Annotated in this window: 18 protein-coding genes and 2 pseudogenes; 6 read left to right on the top strand and 14 right to left on the bottom strand. The window is 65.7% G+C overall.

Annotated features, from left to right (window positions below):
- The first annotated feature begins 270 nt into the window (after window positions 1-270).
- The gene (locus ACVJ19_RS08990; protein ID WP_453949282.1) at window positions 271-942 is read left to right on the top strand and encodes a response regulator; all 672 of its coding nucleotides are present in this window, start codon (window positions 271-273) and stop codon (window positions 940-942) included.
- A 74-nt stretch (window positions 943-1,016) separates the two neighbouring features.
- Here ACVJ19_RS08990 and ACVJ19_RS08985 read toward each other — a convergent pair whose 3' ends face one another.
- Window positions 1,017-3,872, bottom strand: coding sequence for an ATP-binding protein (locus ACVJ19_RS08985; protein WP_453949283.1), 2,856 nt, complete (start codon window positions 3,870-3,872; stop codon window positions 1,017-1,019).
- A gap of 196 nt (window positions 3,873-4,068) precedes the next feature.
- Here ACVJ19_RS08985 and ACVJ19_RS08980 point away from each other — a divergent pair, with 196 nt between their 5' ends.
- The 4 genes from ACVJ19_RS08980 to ACVJ19_RS08965 all read left to right on the top strand — a co-directional run bounded on the left by ACVJ19_RS08980 (window position 4,069) and on the right by ACVJ19_RS08965 (window position 7,024).
- Entirely contained in the window at window positions 4,069-4,488 is a 420-nt protein-coding gene (locus ACVJ19_RS08980; protein ID WP_453949284.1) for an organic hydroperoxide resistance protein, read from the top strand.
- Between the two features lie 34 nt (window positions 4,489-4,522).
- Entirely contained in the window at window positions 4,523-5,551 is a 1,029-nt protein-coding gene (locus tag ACVJ19_RS08975; protein WP_453949286.1) for an alpha/beta fold hydrolase, read from the top strand.
- 72 nt (window positions 5,552-5,623) lie between these two features.
- The gene (locus ACVJ19_RS08970; protein ID WP_453949287.1) at window positions 5,624-6,187 is read left to right on the top strand and encodes a cytochrome P460 family protein; all 564 of its coding nucleotides are present in this window, start codon (window positions 5,624-5,626) and stop codon (window positions 6,185-6,187) included.
- An 18-nt stretch (window positions 6,188-6,205) separates the two neighbouring features.
- The gene (locus ACVJ19_RS08965) at window positions 6,206-7,024 is read left to right on the top strand and encodes an SDR family NAD(P)-dependent oxidoreductase (protein WP_453949288.1); all 819 of its coding nucleotides are present in this window, start codon (window positions 6,206-6,208) and stop codon (window positions 7,022-7,024) included.
- A gap of 13 nt (window positions 7,025-7,037) precedes the next feature.
- On the opposite strand, the gene ACVJ19_RS08960 is transcribed toward ACVJ19_RS08965, so the two are convergent.
- From ACVJ19_RS08960 to ACVJ19_RS08935, 6 genes and pseudogenes are all read right to left on the bottom strand, one after another.
- Window positions 7,038-10,547: a PAS domain-containing hybrid sensor histidine kinase/response regulator gene (locus tag ACVJ19_RS08960; RefSeq protein ID WP_453949289.1), complete on the bottom strand. Its 3,510-nt coding sequence runs from the start codon at window positions 10,545-10,547 to the stop codon at window positions 7,038-7,040.
- A 263-nt stretch (window positions 10,548-10,810) separates the two neighbouring features.
- Window positions 10,811-12,040 carry a 5-aminolevulinate synthase gene (hemA, locus tag ACVJ19_RS08955; protein WP_453949291.1) on the bottom strand — a complete coding sequence of 410 codons (1,230 nt, stop codon included), beginning with the start codon at window positions 12,038-12,040 and terminating at the stop codon, window positions 10,811-10,813.
- Window positions 12,041-12,267: 227 nt separating this feature from the next.
- Window positions 12,268-13,329: an MBL fold metallo-hydrolase gene (locus ACVJ19_RS08950; RefSeq protein ID WP_453949292.1), complete on the bottom strand. Its 1,062-nt coding sequence runs from the start codon at window positions 13,327-13,329 to the stop codon at window positions 12,268-12,270.
- Window positions 13,330-13,621: 292 nt separating this feature from the next.
- Window positions 13,622-15,775, bottom strand: a complete 2,154-nt coding sequence (locus tag ACVJ19_RS08945) for a methyl-accepting chemotaxis protein (protein ID WP_453949293.1) — start codon at window positions 15,773-15,775, stop codon at window positions 13,622-13,624.
- Between the two features lie 165 nt (window positions 15,776-15,940).
- Window positions 15,941-16,667, bottom strand: a pseudogene (locus ACVJ19_RS08940) (outer membrane protein).
- 223 nt (window positions 16,668-16,890) lie between these two features.
- On the bottom strand, window positions 16,891-17,211 hold the full coding sequence (locus ACVJ19_RS08935) for a hypothetical protein (RefSeq protein WP_453949295.1): 321 nt from the start codon (window positions 17,209-17,211) through the stop codon (window positions 16,891-16,893).
- A 182-nt stretch (window positions 17,212-17,393) separates the two neighbouring features.
- Between ACVJ19_RS08935 and ACVJ19_RS08930 the strand changes: the two genes are divergently transcribed.
- Window positions 17,394-17,681 (top strand): hypothetical protein, encoded by a 288-nt coding sequence (locus ACVJ19_RS08930; RefSeq protein ID WP_453949296.1) that lies wholly within the window; start codon window positions 17,394-17,396, stop codon window positions 17,679-17,681.
- A gap of 15 nt (window positions 17,682-17,696) precedes the next feature.
- On the opposite strand, the gene ACVJ19_RS08925 is transcribed toward ACVJ19_RS08930, so the two are convergent.
- The 7 genes and pseudogenes from ACVJ19_RS08925 to ACVJ19_RS08895 all read right to left on the bottom strand — a co-directional run bounded on the left by ACVJ19_RS08925 (window position 17,697) and on the right by ACVJ19_RS08895 (window position 24,468).
- A complete protein-coding gene (locus ACVJ19_RS08925; protein ID WP_453949297.1) occupies window positions 17,697-18,665 on the bottom strand; it encodes an AEC family transporter in 969 nt (322 codons plus the stop codon).
- A 68-nt stretch (window positions 18,666-18,733) separates the two neighbouring features.
- Window positions 18,734-18,943 carry a hypothetical protein gene (locus ACVJ19_RS08920; protein ID WP_453949298.1) on the bottom strand — a complete coding sequence of 70 codons (210 nt, stop codon included), beginning with the start codon at window positions 18,941-18,943 and terminating at the stop codon, window positions 18,734-18,736.
- Entirely contained in the window at window positions 18,940-19,113 is a 174-nt protein-coding gene (locus ACVJ19_RS08915; protein WP_453949299.1) for a hypothetical protein, read from the bottom strand. The genes ACVJ19_RS08920 and ACVJ19_RS08915 overlap by 4 nt, the downstream gene beginning before the upstream one ends.
- 170 nt (window positions 19,114-19,283) lie before the next feature.
- On the bottom strand, window positions 19,284-20,903 hold the full coding sequence (locus tag ACVJ19_RS08910; RefSeq protein WP_453955118.1) for an ABC transporter ATP-binding protein: 1,620 nt from the start codon (window positions 20,901-20,903) through the stop codon (window positions 19,284-19,286).
- A gap of 2 nt (window positions 20,904-20,905) precedes the next feature.
- The gene (locus tag ACVJ19_RS08905; RefSeq protein ID WP_453949300.1) at window positions 20,906-21,745 is read right to left on the bottom strand and encodes an ABC transporter permease; all 840 of its coding nucleotides are present in this window, start codon (window positions 21,743-21,745) and stop codon (window positions 20,906-20,908) included.
- Window positions 21,742-22,714, bottom strand: a pseudogene (locus ACVJ19_RS08900) (ABC transporter permease). The gene ACVJ19_RS08905 and the pseudogene ACVJ19_RS08900 overlap by 4 nt, the downstream one beginning before the upstream one ends.
- 203 nt (window positions 22,715-22,917) lie before the next feature.
- Window positions 22,918-24,468 (bottom strand): ABC transporter substrate-binding protein, encoded by a 1,551-nt coding sequence (locus tag ACVJ19_RS08895; RefSeq protein ID WP_453949301.1) that lies wholly within the window; start codon window positions 24,466-24,468, stop codon window positions 22,918-22,920.
- Window positions 24,469-24,500: the final 32 nt, after the last annotated feature.

Below are 24,500 nucleotides of genomic sequence, written 5' to 3'. Positions count from 1 at the left end.
CCCCAGGTGTCCGGACATGCCGGATCGCCCCAGGTCTTGCCCGCAAGGTAACATCGGCGTGAAACCCGCCCCAATACGACTTTCGGCCTTGCGCACTGACGCGCACCTGACTGCCCGGTATCGGGCGCCGGTGCGCGCCGCGAAGGCTTGCGGATTAACCCCTTTGCAGCAAAGGGATAATGTGCACTTGCATGCCACGGCCGGGCAGGGAAGAATTGACCTGCCGCGGCATCGACTCGCCGGGCGGTCGCGAACGACAGCAAGAGAACGATGAACGCTCCCTCGACCCATCTCGTCATTGCCGATGATCATCCCCTGTTCCGCGACGCGCTGCGGCAGGCTGTGGCGAGCGTCCTGACCTCGGCCAGGATCGACGAGGCCGGATCGTTCGAGGATCTGACCAAGCTCCTGGAACAGACCTCAGACGTCGACCTGATCCTGCTCGATCTCTCGATGCCCGGCATCTCCGGCTTCTCCGGCCTGATCTATCTGCGCGCGCAATATCCGGCAGTCCCGGTGGTGATCGTCTCGGCCTCCGACGACAGCGCGACGATCCGCCGTTCGCTCGATTTCGGCGCCTCCGGCTTCATCCCCAAGCGCTTCGGCGTCGAGACGCTGCGCGACGCCATTCTCAAGGTGATGGAAGGCGACGTCTGGGTTCCCGCCGACACCGACCTGTCCGCCGCTGTCGACCCCGACATGACGCGCCTGCGCGACCGCCTGGTGACGCTGACCCCGCAGCAGGTCCGGGTCCTGATGATGCTGTCAGAGGGACTGCTCAACAAGCAGATCGCCTACGAGCTCGGCGTCTCCGAAGCCACCATCAAGGCCCACGTTTCGGCCATCCTGCAAAAGCTCGGTGTCGAGAGCCGCACGCAAGCGGTGATTGCGGCCGCGAAGATCGCCGGCGGCCAGTGGAAGCAGGGCACGCCGACGGGGTGAGTCTCCTGTCGTCAACAGACCCGTCATCCTTCGAGGCTCCCGGCGCGATGCTTTTGCATCGCGCCACTCGCACCTCAGGATGACGGGGTTGATAATGTCCGTCGCAGTTCGTTGGCGACCCTAATATCCGCCGTATCAGAACCTTCGGCAAAGCCCTCAAGAACAGATTGAAGCAATCGCTTCGCTTCCTGGTGCCGGCCGCGTTCGGCAAGAAGTCCGGCGAGATCGATCGCTGCCCGGAGCTCCCAGGCTTTCGCGCCCTTGCGGTGGCCAAGTTCGAGCGACTGAATCAGGAGGCCTTCCACGTCGCCGGTGCTTGGCGCCGGGAGCGACAGCTGGACCTTGCCCTTCATCCGCAGCAGCTCGGGCATGTAGAGATGATCGCCACTTTGCTCGACGAGCCGGATCGCATCGTCGATCAGGCACGCGCTCTGTTCGACCTGCCCGAGCGCCAGAAGCCCCTGAACCAGCGCGATGTTGAACGTCGTGGTGAGCAGCTCGTAACCGGCGCCGTGGAGCTCGCGCAGGCTGGCTCTTATCGTCTCGACGCCTGCGGCGGCGTCGCCGCGCCGGATCGCCAGCTCGCCTTTGACGCCCCGGCCGACCGCGAGGTAAGGGCCCATCGAGCGCGACTCGGCATGCGCGATGAAGCGGTCGATGTTCTCTTCCGCATCGTCGAGCTCTCCGCTCCAGAGATCGATCGAAACCGCCCAGATCAGCGCGATGCAAAGCGTGATCGGATGGTCCATCTGCGCGGCCTCGTCGACCGTCTGCCGCGCCAACTGCCGCGCCTCCGCGGGCCGGCCCTGCAACCAAAGCTCCCGTGCCAGCGAGATGCCGGCCCGGTTGCGGTGATCGAAGCCGTGGACCGTGCTGATCCGCTCCGTGCCTGGCCCCTGCCAGGCAGCCTGCAGCATGTTCAGCGCGTCACGATGCTCACCGGCCAGATGCAGCGAAACGCCCAGCAGGGAATGGGCGAGGGCGATCGAGGCGGCATCGCCCAGCGCCTCGGCAACCGTGAGGCTCTGCCGCGCGTAACCAAGTGCGGCGTCGAACTGTCCCATCCGCTCGTGGAAAATGTGCATCCGGCCGAGCAGCTGAAGCTGGTTCGGCGCGTCGCTGCGCGCCTGCGCGATCGCGAGACCCCGGCTCAAGGCCGTGCGCGCCGCCTCGCTGCCGCCGCGCGTGAACATCAAGGTCAGGCCGAGAGCGGCCTGGATGTGCATCTCCTCGGCGCTGCCGCGCGAGGACGCATCGACCGCAAGCAGCGCCCGTTCCGACCATCGCCGGCATTCGATCAGCAGCGACATCGCCAGAAAGATGGGCGCGGCCGCAGCTGCAAGCGCGATGCCGATGCCTGCATCGCCGTTCGCGCCGAAGCACCAGTCCAGAGCGGCGCGCACGTTGTGAAGCGCCGAGAAATGGATGGCCCGTTCGTCGGCGCTCGGCACCGTCGCCCATGTCGTGCCGGCCTGCTCCAGCCATCGCCGGTAGTAGGTCGCGTGGCGCGCCGAGAGTGCCGCGTCGCTTGGCTCGTTCTCGAGCAGATAGGCGCGCGTCGTGTCGAGCAGGCGGTAACGCATCATGGCACCGACCGGTCGCGGCGCGACCATCGACTTGGCGACGAGGCTGTCGATGGCGTCGAACAGCCGGGCGCGGTCGACGTGTTCGTCCGGCACGACCTCGAGCGCGGCGTCGATGGTGAAATGGCCGGCGAAGACCGCGAGCCTGCGCAGCACGAGGCGCTCGATGTCGGACAGCAGCCCGTAGCTCCAGTCCAGCGTCGCCTGCAACGTCCTTTGCCGCGGCGGCGCGGTGCGCTGGCCCTGCCAGAGCAGATTGAGGCGCTCGTCGAGCAGCGCCGCCGTCTGCTCCAGGCCGTAGGCTTCGACCCGGCCGGCGGCGAGCTCGATCGCCAGGGCCATGCCGTCGAGCTTGCGGCAGATGCCGGCGACGATCGCGGCATTGCCGTCGTCGAGCGCAATCTGCGCGCCGGCGGCGGTCGCCCGTTCGATGAAGAGCTGAAGCGCGGGATAGGTCTGCGCGGCCGCAGCAGTCAGTCCGGCACTGTCCGGCGGTACGGCGAGGGGCGCCAGTCGATAGACCTGCTCGCCCTCGACACGCAGGGCTTCACGGCTGGTTGCAAGGATATGGACATGCGGTGCGGCGTGGAAGATCTCCGCCGCCAGCGGTGCCGCCGCGGCGATGACGTGCTCGCAATTGTCGAGGATCAGCAGCATCCGTTTGTCGCGCAGATGCGCGAGCAGCGCGGGCAGGGGATCGTCGGCCTCGGCCGGCAGGCCCAGCATCAGCAGGATCGACGTGATCACAAGATCGGGATCGCTGAGCGCGGCAAGATCGACAAAGTGTGCGGCGTCGGAGAACGTTTCGAGCAGGTCGTGAGCGATCGCCACGGCAACGGCCGTCTTGCCGACGCCGCCCGGGCCGGCGATCGTGACGAAGCGGGCGGTGATGAGCTTGTCCGAGATGGCGGCGACCGCATCGTCGCGTCCGACCATGCGTTGCAGCCGGTTCGGCAGTTTCACCGGCGGCAGCTCCATCCGCGGCGCGGGGCGCGGCTTCGCCGCAATCTCCGTTTGCGAGATCGGCGCCACGAAGCAATAGCCACGGCCCGAGAGCGTGGTGATGTAGCGGGCGCCGTCCTTGCCGTCGCCGAGGACTTTGCGAAGCGCCGCAATGTGAAAGCGCAAGTTGGCCTCCTCGACGGCCATGCCGGGCCAGACCTGCGCCATCAGGTCCCACTTGCTGACGGCCTCGTTCGGCCGCGACATCAGTGCGATCAGCGTATCGAAGCTCTTGGCGCCCATCGGCAGCGCGACGCCGTCGCGCATCACGAGCCTCTCATGCGGCCTCACGGTGAATGGCCCGAACGACAGTGTCGTTGCCGCGGGCGCGGCCGGTTCAGTCATCGCGAAATCTTGCTCATTTGGAAAACCGGATAGCCAGCGGGCGCCGATCCGGCAAGACCGGCCTTGCATCGGCATCAGACCGCGTATGCAGGTCTCCTGACCGGGTTCCCTGCCGGCCTCACAACTTCTCACAAGTCCCAACGGGTGTCCTGCCGGGGCGGCTGATAGTCAGTTGCGCGACGGCAAGGAGACTTTCATGACGCAAGCGGCAAAGCTGCTCTACACGGCCAGGACCCGCACCAGCGGCGGGCGGCAGGATGGCATGTCCCGCAGCTCCGATGGCCGCCTGGATGTCAGAGTGTCGCCGCCGGGCGGTACCGGCATCGGCACCAATCCCGAGCAATTGTTCGCAGCCGGCTGGTCGGCATGTTTCGAAGGCGCCATGGAGATGGCCGCGCGCAAGCGGAAAATCGTGCTTCCCAGAAAAAGTGCGATCGATGCGGAAATCGACCTGCTCCTCGATGAGGGCACTTTCGCGCTGCGTGCGCGGCTCAATGTCAGCCTGCCGGGCCTCGATCGCGAGGTCGCGCGCGACATCATCGATGAGGCGCACCAGACCTGTCCCTATTCCAAGGCCGTCCGCGGCAACATCGACGTCGCGGTCGCGCTGACCTGACGCACCACCACCACCCTCAACGAGGTAACCCATCATGAAGCAGCTCATCGACCAGCACCGCCGCAAGTTCTTTGGCCTCGCCGCCGGAACGGTCGCCGTCGGTCTCGGCGTGATCGACCTTGCCCGCGCCGAAACGGAAGCGCCGCGCGCCTCCACATCGAATGCATCCTTCGGCCCGATCAAGCAGATCGAGGCCGGTGTCCTCAATGTCGGCTATGCGGAGGCGGGTCCATCGAACGGTCCGGTGGCGATCCTGCTGCACGGCTGGCCCTACGACATTCACGCCTTCGTCGATGTCGCGCCGATCCTCGCCAAGGCCGGCTATCGCGTGATCATTCCTTACCTGCGCGGCTACGGCACGACGCAGTTCCTGTCCAGCGAGACGCCGCGCAACGGCGAGCCTGCCGCGATGGCCGCCGACATCATCGCGCTGATGGACAAGCTCGAGATCAAGAAGGCCGTCGTCGCCGGCTTCGACTGGGGCGCGCGCACCGCCGACATCATCGCCGCGCTGTGGCCGGATCGCTGCCGCGCACTGGTGTCGGTCAGCGGCTATCTGATCTCCAGCCAGGCCGCTGGCGGCGCCCCGTTGCCGCCATCGGCCGAGCTGCAATGGTGGTACCAGTTCTATTTCGCCACCGAGCGCGGCCGCGCCGGCTACGAGAAGTATACGCACGATTTCGCCAAGCTGATCTGGAAGCTGGCCTCGCCGCAGTGGAAGTTCGACGATGCCACCTTCGACCGCAGCGCGGCGGCGCTCGACAACAAGGATCATGTCGCGATCACGATCCACAATTATCGCTGGCGGCTCGGGCTCGCCCAGGGCGAGGCGAAGTATGAGGAGCTCGAAAAGAGGCTCGCGGCAGCTCCCGTCATCAGCGTGCCGACGATCACGATGGAAGGTGACGCCAATGGCGCGCCGCATCCCGATCCCAGCGCCTATGCCAAAAAATTCTCCGGCCGGTACGACTTTCGCCTGATCACAGGCGGCATCGGCCACAACTTGCCGCAGGAAGCCCCGCAGGCCTTTGCCAAGGCCGTCATCGACGCCGACGGCGCCTGAGGACTCATTCGATGCCTCGGTCCAGCGCGGCTGGACCGAGGACATTCCGCGATCCCCGTTTGAAGAAACATCATGACGCCTGTCGAACCTGAAACGAAAAAGCGCTCCTACGCTACGGTGATCACGCTTGCCGTGCTCCTTCTCGTCGTTCTCCTGACTTGCGTGCCCTATTTGGTCTCGATCGCCGTTGCCGAAGAACCGGCGCAAAACAACACGGCAGACGCCTCGCCGATCTTCGGCGTCACGATTCCGCAGGGCTACAAGCAGTGGGAGCTGATCGCGCCAGCCGAAGAAGCGGCGCCGCTTGACGAGCTTCGCGCTGTCCTCGGCGACCAGACTGCCATCGAGGCCTATCAGGCCGGCAAGCTTCCGTTTCCGGACGGCACCATTCTGGTCAAGCGCGCCTGGAAGCGGAAACAGTCACCGGAATTCGCATCCGCGACGATTCCCGGCGCCGCCACCACGGTCCAGGTGATGGTCAAGGATTCCAAGAAATACGCCTCAACCGGCGGCTGGGGTTTTGGACGGTTCATCAACGGTAAGCCGGTCGACGAGGCCCAGCACCGCACCTGCTGGGGCTGTCACGAAGCCCGCGCCAGGAGCCGCGATTATGTTTTCACCCGGCTTGCGCCTTGAGACCTTGCGGAGGCCAGCATGAAGACCTGGTTCGTCAGCGGCAGCTCGCGCGGGCTTGGCCGTGCTATCACGGAAGCGGCGCTCGCCGCGGGCGACCAGGTGGTTGCCACTGCGCGGACGCTCGGACCGCTCGAATCGTTGCGGGAACGTTTCGGAAGACTGCGGCTCGCAACGCTCGACGTCACGGATGAAGCTGCCGCGCAAGCAGCCATTGCGCTCGCTGTGACGACGTTCGGTGGCCTCGATGTGGTCGTGAACAACGCCGGCTATGGTGACCTCGGATCGGTCGAGGACACGAGCCTGGACTCGTTCCGGCGGCAGATCGAGGCCAATTTGATGGGGACCATCATCGTCACCAAGGCAGCGATTCCGGTGCTGCGCCGGCAGCGCCGCGGTCACATCGTGCAAGTCTCGTCCGTCGGCGGCCGGATCGGCTCCCCGGCACGCGCGGCCTATTCGGCCGCGAAATGGGGAATCGAGGGCTTTTCGGAGTCGCTGGCGCGCGAGATGGCGCTGGTCGGCGTGCATGTGACGATCGTCGAGCCCGGCGGCTTCCGGACCGGCTTTGCCCAGGCCGCGCACGCGACCGGCGAAGGACGTCCGGAGTACGACGCCGTCGTTGGCGCCGCCGTCAGGATGCAGCGCAACTATGACGGCCGCCAGCCGGGTGATCCGGCCAAGGCGGCCGCCGTCGTTCTGAAGCTCGCCGACTTGGATCGTCCGCCCTTGCGGATTGCGCTCGGCAGCGACGCCGTCAACGCCATCGCCGCGACGGACAGGCACCGCCTCGAGGAATTGGAGAAGTGGCGCTCGCTCAGCGTCTCCACGGACTTCTGAGCAGCGGCGCGTCTTACTCCGCCGCCACCATCTGCTGCGTGCGCCATTGGCCGAGCAGGGCGCGGAGCGAGGCCGGCTTCACCGGCTTGTTGAGCACCGCGATCTTTTCCTCGCGCGCGGCCTGTTGCACGGCGGGGCTGCGGTCGGCGGTGATCAGGATCGCGGGAATGGCATCGCCAAAGCGGCGGCGGACGTCACGGATCGCGGCGATGCCGTTGCCGCGGTCGAGGTGATAGTCGACGAGCAGGCCAGTGACGCGCTTGCCGGCAGTCTCGATCGCGGCGATCGCGGCTTCGGGATCGGCGACGGCGATCACTTCGGCGTCCCAGGCCTTCAGGAGCGTGCGCATGCCGTCGAGGATCGCGGCATCATTCTCGATGCAGACGATCAACGCGCCCGCGATCGGCGTGCGCGCCAGCGGCGTGGCGCTGGTGACGGCGGCGGTGAGGGTGATCGCCTTCGCCGTCGGCACCGTCACCGAGAAGACCGAGCCGCCGCCGACATTGGAACCGATGGCGATGCTGTGGTTGAGCACGCGCGCCAGCCGTTCGACGATCGAGAGCCCGAGGCCGAGGCCGCGCGCAATCCGCGCGCCTTGCTCCAGGCGATGGAATTCCTTGAAGATCTCGCCGCGCTTGACCGGCGGGATGCCGACGCCGGTGTCGTAGACGCAGATCTTGAGCGAGGCGCCCTGGCGTCGGCAGCCGACCAGCACGCGGCCGCGCGGGGTGTATTTGATCGCATTGGAAATCAGGTTCTGGAGCAGGCGCCGCAGCAGCAGCCGATCCGACTGCACCGGCAGCGAGCAGGGCACGAAGGCGAGATCGAGGCCCTTGGCGCGCGCGATCGGCGCGAACTCGATCTCCAGCGAGCGCATCAGATCGGCCATCTTGAAGCTCGAGATCGAGGTCGCCATTGCGCCGGCATCCAGACGGGATATGTCCAGCAGCGCGCCGAGGATCTCCTCGATCGCCTGGAGCGACTCGTCGATGTTCTCGACCAGCCGCGTCTCCTCGCCGCTGTGCTGACGCTCGACCAGGCTCGTGACGTAGAGCCGCGCCGCGTTCAGCGGCTGGAGAATGTCGTGGCTCGCGGCAGCGAGGAAGCGCGTCTTGGAGATGCTGGCATCTTCCGCCGTGCTCTTGGCAAGCGCGAGTTCCGAGTTCAGCCGGGTCAATTCCTCGGTGCGGTCGCGCACGCGCTTTTCCAGCGTCGCGTTGGCGCGCTCCAGCGCTTCCGCTGCCTCGAAGGTCGGCGTGACGTCGGTGAAGGTGATGACGAAGCCGCCGCCGGGCATGCGGTTGGTGAGCACCTCGATCACCATGTGGCGTTCCGGCAGACGCTCGAGATAGGGCTCGCTGTCGGTGGTGTAGGCCACGAGCCGCTGCTCGATCATCGCCTCGCGGTCGGCCTGATTGTCCGGATCGCTCACGCCCATGAATTCCAGGATTTCACGCAAGGGCGTACCGAACTGGATGAAATGCGGGGGGACGTTGAGGAGATCGCCAAACTGCCGGTTGGAGCAGATCAGTTGCAGATCGGCGTCGAACACCGCAATGCCCTGGCGCACATGATTGAGCGCGGTCTGAAGGATTTCGCGGTTGAAATGCAGCGCCGCATGGGAATCGTCGAGCAGCTTCAGCGCGGCTTTGGCGGAGACCGTCCGCTTGCGCAGCAGCAGCGACATCACGAGGCGCGAGGAGGCAGCGCCGATCGACGAGGCGATCAGGTGCTCGGCGTGCTGCAACAGCTCGAAATCGGCGGGTGCCCCGGGCTCCAGCCGCACATTGCGCCGCGCCGTGAAGGCTTCGAAGGAATGCCGGGCGCGGTCGGGCCCCAGATATTGCGCCACCGTGGACTGGATATCCTGCACCGTGACGGTGGTGCGCCAGCGACGGAAATTCGGGGCGATCGGGGCGAGCGTGTTGGGCACGAACAGATCGGCCTGCACCAGCTCGATCGACGACGGCCGCCGCGCCAGCGAGAGCAGCACATAGGTGAGGATGTTGAGCGACAGCGACCAGATCACGCCGTGCATCAGCGGCGGCAGGTCGGCGCCGAACAGCGCCTGCGGCCGCAGCGCCTCGATCCCGAACGGGCCGTGCTGGAGCCACAGGATGCCCGTCGTCGAGGAATCCATGAAGCTCGGCATGAACAGCGTGTAGAGCCACACCGCAAAGCCCACCAGCATGCCGCCGATCGCGCCGCGCGCGGTCGCGCGCCGCCACAACAGCCCGCCGAAGAAGCTCGGTGCGAGCTGGGCGATGGCGGCAAAGGACAACAGGCCGATCGCGGCGAGCTGGGTGTTGCCGAGCGCGCGATAGTAGAAATAGGCCATCACCATGATGGTGAAGATCGCGAGCCGGCGCGAGCGCAGGAGGAAGTCGCTGAAATCGGCGCCGCCGGTGCGTCCCTCCGGCCGTCGTTGCAGCACCAGGGGCACCACGAGGTCGTTCGAGACCATGATGGAGAGCGCGACGCATTCGACGATCACCATCGCGGTCGCCGCCGACAGGCCGCCGACGAAGATGGCGACGCTGAGCAGATCCGCGCCGCCCTCCATCGGCAGCGCCAGCACGTACATGTCGGGGTCGGCCGCACCGAACGGGAAGGTGACGAGGCCGGCGAGCGCGATCGGGATCACGAACAGATTGATGGCGACGAGGTAGAGCGGGAACAGCCAGCGCGCGCGGCCGACCTCGGCATCGCTGGAATTCTCCACCACGCTGACGTGGAACTGGCGCGGCAGCAGCATGATCGCGCACAGCGACAGCAGCGTCATGGTCAGGAAGTTGCCGATCGACGGCGAATAGTTGATCGCGCGCACCGCCTCCGGCGTTTTCATGGCGCGCTCGATCAGCTCGTGCGGCGAGAACATCCAGAAGGTAACGAAGATGCCGGCGGCGAGGAAGGCGACCAGCTTGACGATGGATTCGGTCGCGACCGCCAGCATCAGGCCGTGCTGGTGCTCGGTGGCGTCGGTCTGCCGCGTGCCGAACAGCACCGCGAAGGCCGCCATCGCCAGCGTCACCATCAGCGCCATGTCGCCGAGGATCGGGATGTGGGAGAAGGCCTGGTCCTCGCTCAGGATCGTCTCCAGCGAGGAGGCGACGGCCTTGAGCTGGAGCGCGATGTAGGGCACCGAGCCGATGATCGCGATCAGCGCCACGGTGGCTGCCACTGCCTGGCTCTTGCCGTAGCGCGCGCCGATGAAGTCGGCGGTCGAGGTGATGTTATGAGCCTTCGCGAGCTGGATCACGCGGCGCAGCACGCCGGTGCCGAGCCCGATCATGAGGATTGGACCGACATAGATCGCAAGGAAGTCGGTCGAGGTGCGGGTGGCGAAGCCGACCGAGCCGAAGAAGGTCCAGGAGGTGCAGTAGATCGCCAGCGACAGCGGATAGATCAGCCCGGACGCGCGGCCGGGTCCGGCCAGCGAACGGCGGTCGCCATGGCTCGCCACCAGGAACAGGAAGCCGATATAGCCGAAGGCGGCGGCGATCACGCCCCAGTCGTGCAGCATGGCGAGCGCGCTTCTCCCTGGGCGCCAACGCGCCCGGTCTCATTTTCCCTGCAAATCTAGCGCGTTGGACGGGTGCAGGCGACAGCGAAATGCCGTGCCGGGGGAGGAACTGGGGTTGTCGTTAAGCCGTAAGCCCCAATGTCGTCCTGGCGAAAGCCAGGACCCATAACCACAGCACGTGGTCATGGGCACGCTGGTAGCCCCAGCGAGCTACGACAATCCGCAATCTGGGTAATGGGTCCTGGCTTTCGCCAGGACGACAATCACTCCGCCGCCAGCGACTTCTGCTGCAGCGGCAACCCCAGGCGGTCCCACACTTGCAGCAGGGCCTCGGCGAGCTGATCGATCAGGCCGTCATCGTGATAGGGCGAGGGCGTGATGCGCAGGCGTTCGGTGCCCTTGGGCACGGTCGGGTAGTTGATCGGCTGGATGTAGATGCCGTGCTCTTCGAGCAGCAGGTCGGAGGCCTGCTTGCACTTCTCGGGATCGCCAACGAACAGCGGCACGATGTGGGTGTCGGTCGACATCACCGGCAGGCCGGCGGCGCTGAGGATCGCCTTGACGCGGGCGGCGCGGTCCTGGTGGCGCTCGCGCTCCCAGTTCGAGGTCTTCAGATGCTTGATCGCGGCGGTCGCGGCCGAGCAGATCGCCGGCGGCAGCGCGGTGGTGAAGATGAAGCCGGGCGCGTAGGAGCGCACGGCGTCGATGATCTGGCCGTTGGCCGCGATGTAGCCGCCGAGGCAGCCGAATGCCTTGGCGAGCGTGCCTTCGAGGATGTCGATGCGATGCATGACGCCGTCACGCTCGGCGATACCGCCGCCGCGCGGGCCGTACATGCCGACCGCGTGAACCTCGTCGACATAGGTCATCGCGCCGTACTTCTCGGCGAGATCGCAGATCTTGGCGAGCGGGGCGACGTCGCCGTCCATGGAATAGAGGCTCTCGCAGGCGATCAGCTTCGGCCGGTTCGGGCCCGCAGCCTTCAACTGCGCTTCGAGATCGGCGAGGTCGTTATGGCGGAACACGACCCGCTCGCAGCCGGACTGGCGGATGCCCTCGATCATCGAATTGTGGTTGAGCTCGTCCGACAGGATCAGGCAGTTCGGGATCAGCTTGGCGATGGTCGCGATGCCGGTCTGGTTCGAGACATAGCCCGAGGTGAACAGCAGCGCGGCTTCCTTGCCGTGGAGGTCGGCGAGCTCGGCCTCGAGCTGCACCAGCGGATGATGCGTACCGGCGATGTTGCGGGTGCCGCCGGCGCCGGTGCCGACGCGAGTGGCGGTCTCGACCATGGCGCCGACCACTTTCGGGTGCTGGCCCATGCCGAGATAGTCGTTGGAGCACCAGATCACGACGTCGCGCTTGCCCTTGGGAGAATGCCAGACGGCGTGCGGGAACCGGCCCGCTGTGCGTTCGAGATCGGCGAACACGCGGTAGCGCCGCTCGGAGTGGAGACGATCGAGGGCGGAATTGAAGAACTGGCTGTAATCCATCGGCAAAACCTAAGACGGAACTGACCAAAAGGGCCGCATCTTCTTAGAGCTTTTCCAGCTCCAATGTCTACGCGCTATCCCACATTTGGCCCTGGAGGGCATTTGGGCAAAATGCCCTATCGTGCAAATTGAAACTTGATCCCGATCAAGTTCGCGCGAAATGCAATGTTGCTCTGCAACATCCGTCTGCTCCCTCGTCCCGCCAAGCGGCGAGGCGAAGGCAAGGCTCAGGTCGTCCGGAACTGCAGCACGCCGTCCTTGGTCTCGGCGGTCAGCCGGCCCTCGACGATCATGTAGTTGACGTGGGCGACCAGCTCGCCGGCGGCAAAGCCCATCTGGTGTTCGTCCAGCACGTGCTTGTTGAACACCACGGGCACCAGTTCTCGCGAGGTCTTCGGCTGCTCGCGGCAGGCGTCCGCGATCAGGCGGCAGCGCTCCTCGTGGTGGTCGGCGAGCTGCTTGATGCGGGTCTTGAGGCCGTAGAACGGCACGCCATGGCCGGGCAGCACCAAGAGGTCATAAGGCAGGGAGGTGGTGAGGCTTGCGAGCGATGCCAGATATTCGCCGAGCGAATTCTGGTCGGGCTCGACCGCCCACACGCTGACGTTCGGCGAGATCTTGCTCAGCACCTGGTCGGCGGAGAGGAACAGCTTGTCGTCGGCGCAATAGAGCATCACCTGGTCGAGCGCGTGTCCGCCGCCGGTGATCACCTTGAAGCGGCGCGGGCCGATCACGATCTCGTCGCCATGCGAGATGCGGCGGTAGGACGGCGGCAGCACTGACACCTGCTTGAGATAATCCTGGCCGCGGCCGAGCAGCTTTTCGGTGAGCGACTCGTCCATGCCGTGACGGCGGAAGAACAGCCGCTGCGCGTTGCGACGCTCCTCGGTGCCGCGGTTCTGGTGATAGACCGATTGCAGATATTCGACCTGCGACATCACCAGCGGGCAGTTGAAGCGCTCCACGATCCAGCCCGCGAGCCCGACATGATCGGGATGCGAATGCGTGACGATCAGGCGCGTGATGTTGACGCCCTTCAGCGGGCCGTCGAACAGCTTCGTCCAGGCCTCGACCGTCTCCTCGTTGCCGAAGCCCGCGTCGACCATGGCATAGCCGTCGCCGTCGGCGAGCAGATAGATGTTCACGTGGTTGAGGCGGAACGGCAGTTTCAGCCGCGCCCACAACACGCCGGGCCGGATCTCCACGACCTCTTCGGGGCCGGGATGCTGTTCCCAGGGATAGCGCAGGGCCTCGGCCGAGGACTGCACGGTGTCGGTCTTCGAATGCATCCAATATCGGTACCCGCACATGAGGCGGGACGCCAGCCGAAAAAGGACGAGCCGTGGTCTCCGCATGGCGGTCATACCGGGCGGATTTTTCCGTCATGTGGGACGGCCGTGCCCCGAACTCGCTGCGCCTCTCCCGCTTGCGGGGGAGGTCGACGCGCGTAGCGCGGCGGGTGGGGGTTCTCTCCTCTAGGGGATACTCCAAAATTTCGACGGTCCCATCGCGGAGGCACCCTCACCCCAGCCCTCTCCCGCAAGCGGGAGAGGGAGTGGCGTTCCCGTGTGGCCGGCGTCCTTACGCCGCCCGCATGTTGTTGAGGAACGCGTCGATCTCTCCGCGCAGCATGTCGGCCTCGCGGCGGAGCGCGTCGGAGGCGCCCAGCACTTCGCTCGCAGCCGCGCCGGCCTCCGCAGAGGCGGTGGAGACGCCGACGATGTTGCTGGAGACATCGCTGGTGCCGCCGGCCGCATGCTGGATGTTGCGGGCGATCTCGCGGGTGGCTGCGCCCTGTTCCTCGACCGCGGCTGCGATCGTGGTGGTGACATCGTTGATCTCGCCGATGATCCGGCCGATGCCCTGGATCGCGCCGACCGCAGAGGTCGTGACCTGTTGCATGCTGGCGATCTGGGTGCGGATCTCTTCGGTCGCTTTCGCGGTCTGGCTCGCGAGGCTCTTCACCTCGGAGGCGACCACCGCGAAGCCGCGGCCGGCCTCGCCTGCGCGTGCCGCCTCGATGGTGGCGTTCAGCGCGAGCAGGTTGGTCTGCGAGGCGATGGTCTGGATCAGGTCGACGACGACGCTGATGCGGCTTGCGCTGTCGGCGAGGCTCTGCACGGTGGTGTCGGTTGCGCCGGCCTCGTCGACCGCCTTCTTGGCGATCGCGGCCGAGGTGACGACCTGCTTGCTGATCTCCTCGATCGAGGACGAGAGTTGCTCGGTGCCCGATGACACGGTTTGTACGTTGACCGAGGTCTCCTCCGCGGCGGAGGCGACCGCGTTCACCAGCGCGTTGGACTGGTCGGCGGTGGTCGACATGCTCTGCGCGGTCGACTGCATCGAATTGGCCGATTGCGCGAGATTGTCGAGCGCGGTGCGCACGGTGCCCTCGAAATCGGCGATCCTGGCTTCCATGCGCGCGGCCCGCTCGGCCTTGGCGGCGCGATCCTTGTCCTGCTCGCCGGCGAGCGCGCGGGCCTCGACCATGCTGTCGCGGAACACGGTCAGCGTGTCGGTCATCGCGCCGATCTCGTCACTGTGCTTCGAGCGCGCGATCTCGGTGTCGAGGTCGCCGGCCGAGAGCTGCTGCATGGCGCGCTGGAGACCGGTGATCCGGCGCAGGATGTTGCGGCCGACATAGAGCCAGACGAACAGGGCCGAGCCGACCAGCATCAGCGCGCCCAGCGCCAGCATGACCGAGGTGGCGAGCGAAATCTCCTGGCGCGCCTGGAAGGTCGAGGCGTTGGTCTCCTTCTGCACGCCGTCGACGAGCTGCTGCACGCTGATGCCGAGGCCGACATTGAGCTTGCGCGTCTCGTCCAGGATGGTCTGGCCGTAGTCGATGGAGTCGAGCTCCTTCTCACGCAGATTGAACACGCCGGTCTTGCCGGTGCCGAGCGCGAGCAGCTTTTCCGCCGTCGCGCGCAGCATCTTGTTGCCCTCATTGTCCGGCAGCAGATCGAGGTTCGAGCGCAGGCGTCCCTGCGCGGTCTTGAATTCCTTCTGGATGTCGTCGAGCTTGTCGCTCGTGTTCGCCGACAGCGCCGCGCTCATGTCGGCGGCCGCAAGATTGCCGCTGGCGACGACGTTGCCGAGCTGGCCGACCGTCTGCGCGACTTCGTTGGCATCGTCGGCCGACAGGATCGCCGAGCCGAGAATGGCATTCATCCGCGTCTGCGCCTCCAGCATCGCCGGACTGGCCGCGCCGACGAAGGCGCCCTGCGCGCTGCGCAGCGCGTCATATTGCTTGTCATGGAGGGCCGCGATGTCCAGCCGTTCGCGGGCGGCCTTGGCCAAGCTCTGGGCCGCCTCGTTGATGCTCTTCATGGTCTCGCTGAGTCCGGAGACGACGGCCTTGTCGCCGCCGAGCTCGATGATCTCGTTGAGTTTCTGCTGCGTCTGCTCCTGCAATTCCCTGAGCTTCTTGGTGCGCTCGTTCAGGGCTTCCTCGCTTTGAGCCGCAAGCAGGGCCGGTCCCTGTGCCGCAAGGCTCGCGCTCAGGGCCGACAATTGCAGGCTGGCGGCAAGGCGCGGAATGTCGCGCCCGCTCAGTTCTGTCATGCGTCCGCCGAGATTCTGCAGCGCGAGGCCAGCGCCGGCTGCGATCACGAGGCCCATGCCCGCGACCACCGCGAAGGCCGTGAACAGGCTGCCGCGCACGCCCCATTGTGGCGTTTTGAAACGAGGCTTGAATCGACCTAGCAAACGGCCAGCGCCCAGACGGATCGCCATCGAAAATTCCCCCACGCTCTTGCTTCTGTTTTGTGGCGGGCAGTATCGGCAGGGCCGGTTAAAAAATCGCAATTGGTGCAATTGCTTGCGTTGGTTCCGCACAGCGAAAAAGAAAGGGCCGGCGAGATCGCCGGCCCTTCGTCAAGATAAGGTCTTGCTAACCGATCAGTAGCGCGCGACGGCCGGGCTCGCCCAGTTGAAGCGGTAGTTGAGGCCGGCCTTGACCGTGTGGTCGTCGGTGGTGAACTTGCCGGTGCCCGCCAGCGGACCGCCGGTGAAGCTCGCGTCGCCGAAATTGTAGTACTGGTACTCGGCCTTGGCCGACCAGTTCGGGGCGAACATGTATTCGAGGCCGGCGCCGACGGTGTAGCCGTTGCGGTGATCGCCGGTGATGACGAAAGCGGTCGGCACGCCGCCGACGGTCACCTTCTCGTTGTTGTCGGAATAGGCGTAGCCGCCCTTCACGTAGACGAGGCCCGGGCCCCATGGTGTAGCCGACGCGGCCGGTGATCGAGCCGAGGCCGCGTTGGTCGTTGGTGTAGGCGACGCCGCCCGGAAACACCGCGCCGACGCTGCCGGACAGCCAGGAATACTGGCCTTCGACGCCGACCACGAAGTTCGGGTTGAACTGCCAGTCCGCACCGACCTGCACGCCGCCGAGGAAACGACCGTTGCCGTTGTTGCCGGTGGAGAGGCCGTTGAAATTGTTGTCGCTGGAGAAGGCGCCGCCGAGATGGCCACCGATGTAGAAGCCGGTCCAGTTGTAGATCGGCGCGACGTAGGCCGGCGCGGGCGCCTTGTAATAGTTGCGGTTGCCGAGATCGGCACCGACGGCCGGCGCGGCAGCGCCCGCAACCAGCAGCGCCACGGTCGCAAACAGAATCTTCTTCATCGTCTTGAACTCCAACACTTATGTCCCCGGCTGGCGCGCTTTCCGCGCCGTCGTTGGTTTTGCAGATAGCTTGCTTTTGATGAAAATGCTGTCACATCCGTGGCACAGCGGCACCCAACCTAACTTATTGGGCCGCAGTTGATTTTCGTGCTTAATGCCAGCTTAAGAAATGCTGAAGGAAGGCTTAATTCTGCGCAGCCGGCGAGCTTGCGCGCGCCTTTCGTTAGCCAAGACGCCGCAGCACCTCGTCGCGCATCTGCGCGCGGAACGCGGCGCGCCTGGCCGGCCGATCCTCCTCGCGCACGTCGTGGCGATCGAAGATGTCGAACTTCTCCAGGATCGGATAGCGCTCGCTCGCCATCGCGAGCACGCGCAGCACCTTTGTCGCCGACGGCGTCGGGCCGCTCACCTCCCAGCGCCGGATCGTGTCGGCCCCGCCCTTCTCCGGCAATCCGCAGAGCTTGGCCATATCGGCTGCCGTCAGCTTGCGCTCGATGACGTCGGAAAGGTCGCTGCGAAGCTGCTTCAGTTCAGGGCCGGTCATGTCACTCAGGTCCAGGAAGTCGTTCAGGCAATGCACTAGCGCTGATTCGGGTCCATCCGAAGGCCGCGCGCCCGGCTGCGGCACCTTCGCGTGTGCACGGAGTTATGAACGAGAGGCCTATGGAAATTGTCCGACGAATGATCAGATGACCAAAGGGGCACCCCAGCGAGAAGGGATCAGCCATGACCAGCATCAAGCTCGCCATCGCCGCACTCGTCACGACCGGACTGCTTGCTGCGCCCTTTGCGGCTGAAGCGAAGAAGGCCCGCTCGAGCAGGCATTATTACAACACAAGCGTGGTGGGCCCGACCTATAGCGGTGCCGGCGCGCCAATTGCGCAGCCCAGGGCCGCCTATGGCTCGTCCGGCCAGACCGTCGGCACCGTTACGGCGCCGTCGATCGGATCCTACAATTGGCCTTCCGTCGGCGTGACCAACTCGGTTCCCACCTGGAGCAATACCACGAGATAAGCGCGCCCGTGCGGGTCAGCGCGCCCCGGTCGCGAGACCGGAGAGGAGGTACAGCGCGACAAGCAATGTCGCGACCGACAGCATCGTCGTGACCGAGACCGTGGCCGCGACCAGCTTCTCCTCGACTTTATGCTCATGCGCCAGCACGTACACGGTCTTCGCCGTCGGCACGGCGGCGCATATCACGGCGGCGACGGTGTAGAGCGCGCTGAGGCCGGTGATCACACAAAGGCCGTAGACGATCAGCGGCATGATCACGAGCTTCACGGCCGCGAGCGTGAACGATGCCTTCAGGCTGGACCGCAGGCCTTCGACCGACAGCCCGAGCCCGATGGCAAACAGGGCGCAGGGCGTCAGCGCGGCGGCGATCATGTTGAGATAGGCCGCGACCGGCGCCGGAATCGGCAGGCCCGTGATCGCCCAGACGAGGCCGATCAGGGTCGACAGCACCATCGGATTGAGCAGGATCTGCTTCGCGAGGCCAGCGGACTGCGCGGACGACCCGCGGGCGTCCCTTTCGAGCAGGATGACCGTGATCGGAAACATCACGGCGGCGACGAACACCGTCGCCACCGCAGCAGGCAGCACGGCGGGCTGGCCGTAGATCGCGTGCAGGATCGGCAGCGCCACGAAGCCGGTATTGGTCATCGCCGCCGCCATGCCACGGATCGTGCTGTTGGCGAGATCATGCTTTCCGCCGGCGCGGACCGCCAGGAAGACCAGTGCAAAGCAGATCAGGGAGCCGCCGCCGAAGGCGAGCAGGAAACGCCATTCCAGCAGGTTGCGAGCCGGCTCCTGCGCGATCGTGACGACCAGCAGCGCCGGCATCGCCACATTGTAGGCGAAGTGCACCAGCGCGTCGGCCAGCGATCGTGAGAGATAGCCGAGCTCGCCGGCCAGCCAGCCGGTGACGATGATCGCGAATACGGGAAGAACGAGGCTCGCGACTTCCATCCGGCGTCCCCCTGTGCCAGGCAGCGACATGCCATCCTAGCGTGGAGGTGCGCCGTCGTCACGGTTCACCGGATTGCGCCGTTCAGGTCGGGCTGACCTTACGCGCCCCTGCCGCCCTGCTGACCGATCACGCAGCGCCATCCCGCCAGGCGCTCGGCCGGATGCTGGTTCATCCATTCGGCGAGCTGCGGTGCGCCCATCAGGCAGGACTGCATCGACACATTGGCGAAGTCCGACGTTGTGACGATCTGCTCGTGGCAGTTTCCCGGAGCGGCGAGGCTGCAAAGAACCGCGATGATCTTGATCACGCCAGGTTTCCCGCATCGCCGCCGGCGGTCGCGCGGCTGATCGTCGCCTTGTCGTGCCGTTCGCCGGCCGGATCAGCCGGGAAGATGCTGTCATAGATCGCGCGCGCCTCCTGGATGAGGCGAATACGTTCGCGCTCGGATCGCGAGACAAACTGAATAACCTGGCCCATGTCGGCTCCAAATAGATCGGCAAATCCATCATCAGATGATGGAAATCATTCCATGCGGATATGGGGGCAGGCTTCAGGTTTGCAGCTGTGTGGGCGGTCACGAAGGATAAAAAGCCCGTGACTGCTCCGTTGCGGGAGCGGAACGGGATACCGGAGCGAAACACCCGCTCTCAGGCCGCGGGTGCGCGTTCCTTCCGTCCCGGCACTGCCGCCAACAGCTCACGCGTATAGGTATGCTCGGGCGCGGCGAAGAGCTGCGCGGTCGGCTTCAACTCGACGATGGCGCCGCGCTGCATCACCGCGATGCGGTCGCAGATCTGGGCGGCGACGCGTAAGTCGTGAGTGATGAACAGCATCGACAGGCCAAGGCGCGCCTTGAGGTCTTCGAGCAGCTTCAACACCTGCGCCTGCACCGAGACGTCGAGCGCGGAGACGGCTTCGTCGGCGACGATGATCTCGGGCTCGAGCGCGAGCGCGCGGGCAATGCCGATGCGCTGGCGCTGGCCGCCGGAGAATTCGTGCGGATAGCGTTCGAGTGCGCCGGCATCGAGGCCCACCATCTTGAGGAGATCGCGAGCGCGGTCGAACGCCACCTTCGGATCGGTGCCGGCCGCGATCGGGCCGTCGGCGATGATATGGCCGATCTTGCGCCGCGGATTGAGCGAGGCGAACGGATCCTGAAAAATCATCTGGATGCGGTGGCGCTCGGCCCGCAGCGCCTTGCCCGAGAGTGAGGTGAGATCGGTCTCGCCGATCCGCACCGTGCCGCGGTCGGCCTCGATGAGCCGCATCACGAGGCGCGCCACCGACGACTTGCCGGAGCCGGATTCGCCGACGAGGCCAAGCGTCTCGCCCTTGAGGATGTTGAAGTTGACCGCGCGCGCGGCATCGACGCGGCGGTCCTCGCGAAACCAGCCGCCTGACGTGACATAGGTCTTGTCCAGCCCGATCACCTCGACGGCTCGTGCCTGGTCGTCGACGGGGCTGCGCGCCGGTGGATCCATCGACGGCACGGCGGCGAGCAGCGCCTTGGTGTAATCGTGCTGCGGCTCGCTGAAGACGGCAGCGGCGGGACCTTCCTCCACGACCTTGCCGTGGCGGAGCACCACGACCTGGTCGGCGATATCGGCGACCACGCCGAAATCATGGGTGATGAACATCACCGCCATGTTGCGGTTCCGCTGGAGATTGCGGATCAGCTTCAGGATCTGCGCCTGCGTGGTGACGTCGAGCGCAGTGGTCGGCTCGTCCGCGACCAGCACCGCGGGTTCGAGCGCGAGCGCCATCGCGATCATGGCACGCTGGCGCTGGCCGCCGGAGAGCTGGTGCGGATAGGCGCGCACGATGCGCTCGGGGTCGGGCAGGCCGACCTCGCGCGCCAGCGACAGCGCCTTGGCGCGCCGTTCCTTGGGCGTCAGCAGGCCGTGCGCCTCGAACATCTCCGCCATCTGGTCGCCGATCCGCATCAACGGATTGAGCGCGGTCATCGGCTCCTGGAAGATCATCGCCAGCCTGCGGCCGCGCAGATCGCGCCAGCCATCGTCATCCAGCTTGAGCAGGTCGCGGCCTTCGAACTGGATCTCGCCGGAGGCGACGGACACCGTATCCGGCAAAAGGCCCATCAGCGCATGCGCGCACATCGACTTGCCGGAGCCGGATTCGCCGACGACGCAGACGATCTTGCCGGGCCGCAGGTCCAGCGAGACGCCGTCGACGGCGAAGGGACGCTCGGCGCCCTTGGGCAGCGCGATCCGCAAATTCCTGATGGAGACGGCGGGCGGGGCGGTCATCATCAGCGGCCCTCCCGCGACAGGCGCGGATTGAGCGCGTCATTGAGGCCCTCGCCGATCAGGTTCAGCCCGAGCACCGAAATCAGGATGGCGACGCCGGGGAATACGGTGATCCACCAGGCCTGGCGGATCACGGTGCGGCCGGCGCCGACCATGTAGCCCCATGAGATCAGATTGGGATCGCCCAGGCCAAGGAACGCCAGCGAGGATTCCAGCAGGATCGCGGTCGCCACCATCAGCGAGGCCAGCACGATCACCGGCGACAGCGCGTTGGGCAGGATCTCGCGCAGGATGATCCAGCTGTTGCTCTGGCCGGTCACGACGGCTGCCTGGACATATTCGCGCGTGCGCAGCGACAGCACCTCGCCGCGCACGAGGCGGGCGACCGGCGGCCAGCTCACCAGCGCGATCGAGGCCACGATCGAATAGATCGAGGGCTGCAGGATTGCGACCAGCACGATGGCGAGCGCGAAGCTTGGAATGGTCTGGAAGAATTCGGTGAAGCGCATCAGGGCGTCGTCGACCTTGCCGCCGAAATAGCCGGCCATGGCGCCGATGGGAACGCCGACGAGCAGCGCGACGAGTGTGGAGACGAGGCCAACAAGGAGGGACACGCGTGCGCCAAAAATCATGCCGGCGAACACGTCGCGGCCGAGTGCGTCGGTGCCGAGCGGCACGCTCGAGAGCGTGAAGGGGGGCAGGAACGGCCGCTGCACCATGCGCCAGGGCGAGTTCGGGAACAGCATCGGCCCGAATACCGCGACCGAGATCGCGAGCAGGAGGATGACGAGCCCGATGACGCCGCTGGGGCTCTTCAGCATCGATTTCCAGAACTGTTTCATGTGGCGTATTCGATGCGCCGGATCGACCAGTCGATAGACGAGGTCGGTGATGAGGTTGAAGATTAGCACCATGGCGGAGCAGATCACGAAGACGCCGAGCAGCAGATTGTAGTCACGCTGCAGCAGCGCGTCGTACATCAGGCGCCCGATGCCGGGCCAGGCGAACACGGTCTCGGTGATGACCGCGCCGCCGATCAGTGTGCCGGAATGCACGCCGGCGAGCGTCACGACCGGCAGCAGCGCGTTGCGCAGCACGTGGCGGCGCTGGATCACGGCATCGGAGAGGCCCTTGGCGCGCGCGGTCTTGACGAAGTCGAGCCGCTTCACCTCCAGCATCGAGGCGCGCGTCATGCGGGTGTAGGTCGCCATGAAGAACAGGCCGAGCGTCATCGCCGGCATGATCAGGTGCTTTGCGACGTCGACCGCATGGGCAAGGCCGGTGAGGTTGGCGCCGACCGTCTCGTAACCGAAGCTCGGCAGCCAATCCATGGTGACCGAGAACAGGAGGATGCCCATCAGCGCCACCCAGAAGATCGGCATGGCGTAGAAGATCAGCGCGAATACGGTGATGGCCGTGTCGAGGAAGGTTCCGGCAAAGCGAGCGGCGAATGTGCCGAACAGGATGCCAAGCGTCAGCGAGATCGCGAAGGCGGTCAGCGTCAGCAGCAGCGTCGCCGGCAGCCGTTCACCGATCAGCTTGGCGACCGGCGCCTGCTGGCGAAAGGAGAAGCCGAGGTCGAGGGTGGCGACGCCCTTGACGTAGATGAAGAGCTGCTCGGGCAGCGGCTTGTCGAGGCCGAACTTCTCCCTGAGCTGCTTGACGAAGACCTGGTCACTGGCGCCGGCCTCGCCCGCCATCACGATCGCGGGGTCACCGGGTGCGAGCCGGATCAGGAAGAAATTGAGGACGACGATCGCAAGCAGGACGATCACGCCCTTCACGACACGCTGAGCGACGAAGGAGAGCATCTAGTGAGACATATCTTGTAACGTGACCTGAAGCCACATGGGCAGTGCGCTCCCTCGCCCCGCTCTTGCGGGGAGAGGGTTGGGGTGAGGGGCCTCTCTCCACACGTGAGAATGCCGATGGACCTGTACCCCCTCACCCGCCGCGCTCTGCGAGCGCGTCGACCTCTCCCCGCAAGCGGGGAGAGGTGAAGGAAGGCACACGCTCACTTGTCGAGCCATGCGTCCTTGAAGCCGTCATTGACCCCGATCCCCGTGGTGATCAGGTTCTTGACCTTGCAGCGCGTGATGGTCGGGAATTGCAGCTCCAGCATCCAGGCCACCGGCACGTCCTCGACCAGGATCTTCTGCGCCTTGTCGTAGATCTCCTTGCGCTTGGAATCCGGGGTCGCGGTCGCGCCGTCGGCGAACAGCTTGTCGATCTCCGGGTTGGAGTAGCCCTCGACGTTGTTGAAGACCTGCCCCTTGGCAATGTTGCTGGAGATATAATTGCGGCCGACCCCGAGCGCGGGATCGCCATATTGGTAGAGATAGGTGAAGGCGATGTCATAGTCCCAGTCGCCGATCTTCTGGTTGCCGCCGGCGACGTCGGTGGCGATCGTCTCGATGTTCATGCCGACGTCCTGGAGATTCTGCTTCACCGCTTCACCCCAGCGCTGCCAGGTCTCGCCATAGGCGAGCGGCAGCAGGCGGATCTTCTCGCCCTTGTAGCCGGCTTCCTTCAGCAGCGCCTTGGCCTTGGCCGGATTGTAAGCGTATTTCGGCACGTCATCGGTGTAGAACTTGATGGTCGAGGCGGACGGGCCTGTCGCTACCTTGCCGAGCCCGTTCCAGATCACGTCCTTGGCGAAATCGCGGTCGATCGCGTACATGATCGCCTGTCGCACCCGCTTGTCAGCGAGCGGACCCTGGCGGTTGTTCAGCCATAGCCAGGCGAGCGGCGAGAAGAACTCCCAGCCGGCGCCGGTGACGCAGGTATCCTTCAGCTTGGACAGCCGCGGCACGTCGAAATTCTCGACCGAGCCGCCGGGCAGCACATCGACCTTGCCGGTCTCATACGCCACCGAGCGCGCGGCCGCGTCGGGAATGATCTGCCAGTAGATCTCGTCGAGATAGGGCTTGCCCTTCTCGTGGTAGTTCGGGTTCTTGACCAGGCGGATGAACGAACCCTTCTGCCACTCCTTGAACATGAAGGGGCCGGTGCCGACAGGCGCGTTGTTGTAGGGGTTGGTCTTCCAGTCGGTGCCTTCATAGAGATGCTTCGGCACGATCGGCATCGAGCCGACCTCGAAGATGCCGAGGAACGGGCCGAACGGCTGCTTCAGCGTGAACACCACCGTATAATCGTCCGGCGTCTCGATCTTGTCGACCTGCGCCAGATTGGTGCGGGCACGCGCATGCGTCTGCTTCAGCATCTCCATCGAGAACAGGACGTCGGCGGCGGTGAAGGGCTTGCCGTCATGCCAGGTCACGCCCTTCTTGAGCTTGAAGGTGTAGGTCTTGGCGTCCTCGCTGACGCTCCAGCTTTCGGCAAGCTCCGGCAGCGGCTCGAGCTTGGGGCTGTAGCGCAGCAGGCCTTCGAAGATGTTGCCCGAGACCATCTGGGTCGGGCCGTTCTGGACCTGCGCAAGCATCAGGCCGGGCGGCTCGGGCTGGATCACGGCATTGATCACGCCCCCCGTTTTCGGCTCTTGCGCCAGCGCCGGGGCCGTGAGGCCGCAAGCGAGGAGGAGACCAAGCAACACTCGTTTTGGCATATCGTATCTTTCTCAAGCGCGGCCAGCCGCAA

Source organism: Bradyrhizobium sp. USDA 376 (assembly GCF_054063675.1).
This window is presented reverse-complemented; position numbering and strand designations above follow the sequence as displayed.

Excerpts from the sequence above, each read along its gene's own strand:
- ACVJ19_RS08960 (WP_453949289.1), bottom strand. The coding sequence starts at position 10,547 with ATGCTGCACGACTGGGGCGTGATCGCCGCCGCCTTCGGCTATATCGGC.
- ACVJ19_RS08990 (WP_453949282.1), top strand. The coding sequence starts at position 271 with ATGAACGCTCCCTCGACCCATCTCGTCATTGCCGATGATCATCCCCTG.
- ACVJ19_RS08905 (WP_453949300.1), bottom strand. The coding sequence starts at position 21,745 with ATGAAACAGTTCTGGAAATCGATGCTGAAGAGCCCCAGCGGCGTCATC.
- ACVJ19_RS08965 (WP_453949288.1), top strand. The coding sequence starts at position 6,206 with ATGAAGACCTGGTTCGTCAGCGGCAGCTCGCGCGGGCTTGGCCGTGCT.
- ACVJ19_RS08970 (WP_453949287.1), top strand. The coding sequence starts at position 5,624 with ATGACGCCTGTCGAACCTGAAACGAAAAAGCGCTCCTACGCTACGGTG.
- ACVJ19_RS08910 (WP_453955118.1), bottom strand. The coding sequence starts at position 20,903 with ATGACCGCCCCGCCCGCCGTCTCCATCAGGAATTTGCGGATCGCGCTG.
- ACVJ19_RS08925 (WP_453949297.1), bottom strand. The coding sequence starts at position 18,665 with ATGTCGCTGCCTGGCACAGGGGGACGCCGGATGGAAGTCGCGAGCCTC.
- ACVJ19_RS08935 (WP_453949295.1), bottom strand. The coding sequence starts at position 17,211 with ATGACCGGCCCTGAACTGAAGCAGCTTCGCAGCGACCTTTCCGACGTC.
- ACVJ19_RS08945 (WP_453949293.1), bottom strand. The coding sequence starts at position 15,775 with ATGGCGATCCGTCTGGGCGCTGGCCGTTTGCTAGGTCGATTCAAGCCT.
- ACVJ19_RS08930 (WP_453949296.1), top strand. The coding sequence starts at position 17,394 with ATGACCAGCATCAAGCTCGCCATCGCCGCACTCGTCACGACCGGACTG.
- hemA (WP_453949291.1), bottom strand. The coding sequence starts at position 12,040 with ATGGATTACAGCCAGTTCTTCAATTCCGCCCTCGATCGTCTCCACTCC.
- ACVJ19_RS08975 (WP_453949286.1), top strand. The coding sequence starts at position 4,523 with ATGAAGCAGCTCATCGACCAGCACCGCCGCAAGTTCTTTGGCCTCGCC.
- ACVJ19_RS08915 (WP_453949299.1), bottom strand. The coding sequence starts at position 19,113 with ATGGGCCAGGTTATTCAGTTTGTCTCGCGATCCGAGCGCGAACGTATT.
- ACVJ19_RS08895 (WP_453949301.1), bottom strand. The coding sequence starts at position 24,468 with ATGCCAAAACGAGTGTTGCTTGGTCTCCTCCTCGCTTGCGGCCTCACG.
- ACVJ19_RS08950 (WP_453949292.1), bottom strand. The coding sequence starts at position 13,329 with ATGCATTCGAAGACCGACACCGTGCAGTCCTCGGCCGAGGCCCTGCGC.
- ACVJ19_RS08980 (WP_453949284.1), top strand. The coding sequence starts at position 4,069 with ATGACGCAAGCGGCAAAGCTGCTCTACACGGCCAGGACCCGCACCAGC.
- ACVJ19_RS08985 (WP_453949283.1), bottom strand. The coding sequence starts at position 3,872 with ATGACTGAACCGGCCGCGCCCGCGGCAACGACACTGTCGTTCGGGCCA.